General features: G+C 49.1%; 3 protein-coding genes. All 3 read left to right on the forward strand.

Annotated elements, in window-relative coordinates:
• The first annotated feature begins 62 nt into the window (after positions 1–62).
• Positions 63–1,832: a Na/Pi cotransporter family protein gene (locus AC1WIP_RS12545; RefSeq protein ID WP_481142147.1), complete on the forward strand. Its 1,770-nt coding sequence runs from the start codon at positions 63–65 to the stop codon at positions 1,830–1,832.
• 179 nt (positions 1,833–2,011) lie between these two features.
• Complete coding sequence (locus tag AC1WIP_RS12550; protein ID WP_481142148.1) at positions 2,012–2,698, forward strand: response regulator transcription factor; 687 nt, start codon at positions 2,012–2,014, stop codon at positions 2,696–2,698.
• A 12-nt stretch (positions 2,699–2,710) separates the two neighbouring features.
• Positions 2,711–4,013: sensor histidine kinase (locus AC1WIP_RS12555; RefSeq protein WP_481142149.1), on the forward strand; the 1,303-nt coding region annotated here is incomplete at its 3' end.

Here is a 4,013-nt window from a genome sequence, read left to right on the forward strand (position 1 = left end):
GTTCGTTTACTCTGTAAAAGATAATGCTTTTATGTAAAATATGTAAAGAGAGAGGATAAAGTATGAGCTTTTTTGATTTTCTTACGATGGTGGGGGGACTGGCGCTCTTCCTGTATGGGATGAATTTGCTGGGCGAGGGACTTTCAAAGGCGTCCGGCGGCAGGCTGGAGCGCATTTTGGAGAAGCTGACCAGCAATCCTATAAAGGCGGTTCTTGTAGGTGCGGGCGTTACAGCTGTGATCCAGTCCTCTTCCGCCACCACAGTTATGGTGGTGGGTTTTGTAAATTCCGGCATTATGAAGCTGGAACAGGCGGTAGGCATCATCATGGGAGCCAATGTGGGCACCACCGTCACCTCCTGGATTCTTGGTCTGACGGGGATTGACAGCTCTTCCTTTTTGATTCAGATGCTCAAGCCCTCCTCCTTTTCTCCCATTCTGGCGATTGCAGGCGTAGCCATCCTGATGTTTTCCCACAAAGAGAAAGCTAAAAATATTGCCACCATACTGGTGGGCTTTGCCGTGCTGATGTTTGGAATGGATACCATGAGCGGGGCTGTGGAACCCTTGGCTGATGTACCGGAATTTACCAGTATTCTTACCAGATTTTCCAATCCGGTTCTGGGAATGCTGGCAGGCCTTGTACTGACGGCTGTGATCCAGTCTTCCTCTGCTTCTGTAGGGATTCTCCAGGCATTGTGCATGACGGGAGCCGTAAGCTATGGCACGGCAATTCCCATTATCATGGGACAAAACATCGGCACCTGCGTGACAGCCATGATATCAAGCATCGGAGCAGCCAAAAATGCAAAGAGGGCGGCCTTGGTGCATTTGTATTTTAATGTGATCGGCACGATTGTGTTTATGATCCTGTTTTATTCTGTGAATGCTGTATCTCCTTTTGCCTTTTTGGCAGATGCAGCCACGCCCTTTGGCATTGCCGCCGTTCACAGCTTATTTAATATTGCGGCCACCATCTGTCTGCTTCCCTTCTCTAAGGGACTGGTCAAGCTTGCCTGCCTGACCATAAGGGACGAGGACAGGCATCGGGAGACCAGTCCGGAGGAAAGAATTTTGAATCTTTTGGACGCCCGCTTTTTGGAGACGCCTTCCTATGCGGTGGAGCAAAGCCATAATGTGGCGGTCACCATGGGAGAGATGGCAGAGGAAGCTATGAATCTTTCCATGGGCCTTTTACAGAATTATGATGAAGAGAAGGCGGACAGGGTACTGAAGCTTGAGAGCGATGTGGATCGGTTTGAGGATGAGCTTGGAAGCTATCTGGTGAAGCTAAGCTCCAGGAATCTGTCGGAAAAGGACAGCCATACCTTGTCCAATATCCTGCATTGTATCGGGGATTTTGAACGAATCTCCGATCATGCCCGCAACATCAAGGAGGCTGCGCAGGAGATGTATCAAAAGAAGCTTGCGTTTTCGGAAAAGGCCCAGAAGGAGCTGGAGGTCTTTGAGCGGGCAATACACGACATTTTAAAGATTACCATGCTCAGCTTTACGGAGGATGATCTGAGCCTGGCAAAACAGGTGGAGCCTTTGGAGGAGGTGATCGATGGATTAAATCTTGAGATCAAGCAAAGGCACGTAAAACGCCTTCGGAAGGGAAAGTGCACCATTGAGCTCGGCTTTGTGCTGTCAGACATCACAACCAATTTTGAACGGGTGTCCGACCACTGCTCCAATATCGCCGTCTGCCTTTTGCAGGTGAATGAGGATGAATTTGACATTCATGCTTATCTGGACGAGCTTAAAAAGGAGGATAACATGGACTTTGCCGGCAAGGTGATGGCGTACAGAGAGCGGTATCAGCTCCCCTAAGCAGAATGATAAGCAATAGGCGTTTGCGAAACTCACTGACAAAGTCACGAACCTGGTCATAATAACCAAAAACGGGTTCCGAAGCAGTGGCTAGTCACCCTTATTTTGGTTATTACGCCCAGCTTCTGATACCAGGGAGCGAGTTTCGCAATTACCTAATGATAAGAAAGGATATAGGTATGGCACTGATATATGTAGTGGAGGATGACAAAAGCATACAGGAGATCGAAACCTTTGCCCTGACCAACGTAGGGTACCGGGTGGAGGGGTTTTTGTGCGCTGCAGATTTTTATGAGGCTCTTGACAGGGAACTGCCGGACTTGGTTTTGCTGGACGTGATGCTCCCCGATGAGGACGGGCTGAGCATTGTAAAGAAGCTGCGTCTGCGCAAGGATACGGTGACAACTCCCATAATCATGGTGACGGCCAAGACCACGGAGATCGACAAGGTAAAGGGACTTGACATCGGGGCCGACGATTATATGACGAAGCCCTTTGGGGTGATGGAGCTGATTTCCCGGGTGAAGGCCATGCTCAGAAGGAGTGCAAAGCCGGAGGAGAAGGAAAAAATTCTTCGTCTTGGAAACATTGTGCTGGACCGGGAAAAGCATGCGGTTTTTGTAAATGACGCTCCCTGTGAGCTGACCTATAAGGAGTACGAGCTTTTGAAGCTTTTAATGACCAACGCTGGAATTGTTACTACCAGAGAGGTGATTCTGGACCGCATTTGGGGCATTGACTTTGAGGGGGAGTCCAGAACTCTGGATATGCACATTAAAACGCTGCGCCAGAAGCTGAAAGAGGAAGGCAGTCTTATCAAGACGGTGCGCAATGTGGGGTATATCATGAATGGGGATAAGGTGTAGGATAAGGCGGACATGAAGAAAAAAATCAATAGAAAATTGGTGCTGATTGCCACATTGGCTATTTTTTTTACCATGCTGCTGATCACGGTAGTCTATTATGATTTGTTCAGACGTCAGGTATTTGAGGATTTGAGAGCTTATACCATGATTTTGACGGAGTATGAGGACATGTCCCAAATCCGGGAGGTAAGCGATAAGCTGGAAGAGTATGAAATGCGCGTCACTTTGGTGGGAGGGGATGGGCAGGTGCTCTTTGACAGCGAGGCGGACAGTGCAAGCATGGAAAACCACGGCGAGAGACCGGAAATTGTGGAGGCCATGGAAACAGGAGAGGGCCAGGCGGTGAGAAATTCTGAAACTCTGTCTGAGAATACCTTTTATTATGCAGTGCGTCTGGAGAATGGCAGTGTGCTTCGTATTGCAAAGGACGCAGGAAGCATATACAGCATTTTCGGAAGGGCGCTTCCCAGCCTGCTCATGGTTCTTCTGGCGCTGATTATCCTGTGTATGGTTTTGGCGCATTATCTTACATCAAAATTGATTGCTCCCATAGAGCGGCTGGCGGAGAATCTGGATGAAAGCAATGACGGGACGGATTATGAGGAGCTGACGCCCTTTATCAGCATGATCAAGGAGCAGCATGAGGATATCATGAAAAATGCAAGGATGCGTCAGGAGTTTACCGCCAATGTGTCCCATGAGCTGAAAACCCCTTTGACCTCCATCTCCGGATATGCGGAGCTGATTGAGACCGGCATGGCGTCGGAGGAGGATATGGTGCGTTTTGCCCACGGAATCCACAGCAGTGCAAACCGTCTGCTGACGCTGATCAATGATATTATCCGGCTGTCGGAGCTGGACGGCACAGAGGAAGAGGTTTCCTTTGAACGCCTGAACCTTTATCAGCTTGCGGACACCTGTGTGGAAATGCTTGCCTTGAATGCGGAAAAGCATAGGGTGACCATACGGCTGAGCGGCACGGAGTGCTATATTACCGGAAATAAGCAGATGATAGAAGAGCTTTTGTACAACTTATGCGATAATGCCATCCGCTATAACAATGAAGGGGGCAGCGTTTCGGTGGAGGTTTACCCAAAACACGGACAAACTGTGCTGACAGTGAGGGATACGGGAATCGGCATTCCCAAGGAGCATCAGGAGAGGATTTTTGAGCGCTTCTACAGAGTGGATAAAAGCAGATCTAAGTCCACGGGCGGCACCGGGCTGGGGCTTGCCATTGTAAAACATATTATTGCCAAGCATAATGCAAAGATGGAGCTTACAAGCGAGGTGGGAAAGGGAACGACGATCACGG

The sequence above is a fragment of the Acetatifactor sp. genome, assembly GCF_982438285.1.

Excerpts from the sequence above, each read along its gene's own strand:
- AC1WIP_RS12550 (WP_481142148.1), top strand. The coding sequence starts at position 2,012 with ATGGCACTGATATATGTAGTGGAGGATGACAAAAGCATACAGGAGATC.
- AC1WIP_RS12545 (WP_481142147.1), top strand. The coding sequence starts at position 63 with ATGAGCTTTTTTGATTTTCTTACGATGGTGGGGGGACTGGCGCTCTTC.